The sequence below is a fragment of the bacterium genome, assembly GCA_021372615.1.
Classification (GTDB): Bacteria; Armatimonadota; Zipacnadia; order Zipacnadales; family UBA11051; genus JAJFUB01.
This window is the reverse complement of record JAJFUB010000015.1, coordinates 1-2,145: the sequence shown is the minus strand read 5'-3', so window position 1 is coordinate 2,145 and position 2,145 is coordinate 1. Positions and strand designations below refer to the sequence as shown.

Below are 2,145 nucleotides of genomic sequence, written 5' to 3'. Positions count from 1 at the left end.
GGATACGTCGCGCCATCGCCTGCTGCAGCGGCTCGCCGTGCTGCTGGATCTGTCGGGCGCGGTGCAGCGGGCCGACGCCGCCTTCGCCCCCAGCGGCCGGCCCTCGATTCCCGTCGAGCAGATGCTCAAAGCCATGCTCATCGGCTACCTGTTCGGCATCCCGTCGGATCGCCAGCTGGTCGAAGTGTGCGCCGATAGCCTCGCCTGTCGCCACTTCCTGGGCCTGGCCACCGACGCGCCGATGTTCGTGCACGCCAGCTTCACCCATTGGCGCCAGCGCCTGGGGCCCGACTACTTCCGCGACTTCCTCCACGAGGTGGTGCGCCAGTGTCAGGCCCACGGCCTGCGCCTGGGGACGGTGCGCACCGTGGATGCCAGCACGATCAAAGCCCAGGCCGGGCGCGATGGCCCGGTGGTGAGCCTGCCCCCGGGCACCACCATTGACCAGTATCTGCAACAGGCTTTCGCGGCCGACGAGCCGCTGCTGCCGGCGGCCGCCGACACCGTCCCGGTGAACCAGCACGACCCCGACGCCCGCCTGCAGCGCAAGGGCGCCGAGAAAGCCGAGTTCGCCTATCAAGGTTCGTTCAGCGCCGATCCGCACAGCGGGCTGGTCGTGGATGCCACGGCCACGCCGACCGAGCAGCCGCCGACGATGGTGGCGCATGTGGACCACGATCCGGGCGTGGTCACCGCACTGGTGGCCGACCGCCGCTACGATGACGGCACCAGCCTGCAGCAACTGCAGGACCGTGGCGTGACGCCCTACGTGCCCCGCGCGGACCGCACCAAGGCCGGACAGCTCAGCAAAGACGAGTTCACCTACGAGCCGGAGCACGACCGCTATCGTTGCCCCCACGGCTGCGACCTGGACTTGTTCGGCATTGACCGCAGCAAGCGCCGTCGGCGCTACCGCTCGCGGGCCAGCGACTGCGCTGCTTGTCCCCGCAAAGGCGAGTGCGCCCGGGGGGCTCACCGCTACATTGATCGTCACTTCTCCGAGACCGCGCGGGAGCGGACGGTGCGCGCCGGGCCGCGGTACCGGCAGCAGATGCGGGCGCGGCGCATCGCCGAGCACCTGTTTCTGCTGGCCAAACGCGACCACGGGATGCGCCGGGCGCGCGGCCTGGGCTTAGCGGCGGCGTGCATCCAGGTGGCGCTGACGGCCATCGCCATTGATCTGAAGAAGCTGGTGCGGCTCACGACCACCGCGCCGGCGGTCGTGGCGGCGGCCCGGTCGGCGCTGCGACGCCTGGGCCAGACCGCGGCCCACTGCCTGGCCCCCAGCCGCCGCCGACAGGTCATGCCGGCCACCCGACCCGACCCACCGGACCACCGCTGGCGCGGCCAACCAGCAGCGGCTTTCTGAACACAACCGCAAGCTGGTGGACTCCCCCGCCGCCCCTCCTCACCCTCGCCCCGAAGGGGCGACACCCCGTGGACGCCCCGCGCCCACGGGGAAGGGAAGGAGCGCCCGAGTCCACGGGTTCCGCCGGCCTGCGGCCGCCTCCACCCGTGGCTACTATCTCCTCGCGCCTTCGGCGCGGACGGCGTCACGTCGTCGCCGTATCCTCGCCCGTGGCCGTGTCCTCGCCCCGAAGGGGCAACCAGATAGTAGCCACCAGCGCAAGCTGGTGGACTCCCGCGCCGCCCTTCCTCACCCAGCCCCGCAGGGGCGACACCCCCCGGCGCCCGCCGGCTAGTCCGCCCGCCGGCCGTAGATCGTCACTCGCGGGACCATGATGCCGTTGTCCCGCGTCCCCAGGACGATCCGACCGGCGTCCAGGGCCTGCGTGTCGTCATACTCCATGATCTGCGCATCCCACACCCACACGCTGATCTTCGGCCCGCGTTTGCGCAGCATCAGGCGCAGCCAGTCGTTGTGCTCGCCCGACTGCGGCAGGCGATAGGGGCACTGGGCGATCATCTGCCCCTGCCGCCGCAGCACCGTGTAGGAGCTGTTGACCCCGGCGAAGGCGACCTGGTAGCCGCCGGACCCGGCGGCGCTGTCGGAGCACAGCGCCAGGTACACGTCGCCGAAGCTTTCGCTGTAGCGGTTGCCGCCCGCGGGCATCATCTTGGGCGCCACGTACATGACGACATCCTGGTCGCCGGCGTAGGCGGCCTTGGTGCCGATCAGCGCAT

2 protein-coding genes are annotated in these 2,145 nt (G+C 71.2%); one reads left to right on the top strand and one right to left on the bottom strand.

Annotation, left to right across the window (positions count from 1 at the left end; translation table 11 throughout):
* Nucleotides 1-1,369: transposase (locus LLH23_01900; GenBank protein MCE5237229.1), on the top strand; the 1,369-nt coding region annotated here is incomplete at its 5' end.
* Between the two features lie 330 nt (nucleotides 1,370-1,699).
* Here the strand turns inward: LLH23_01900 and LLH23_01895 are convergent.
* Nucleotides 1,700-2,145 (bottom strand): hypothetical protein (locus LLH23_01895; protein ID MCE5237228.1); only part of this gene is annotated, 446 nt, incomplete at its 5' end.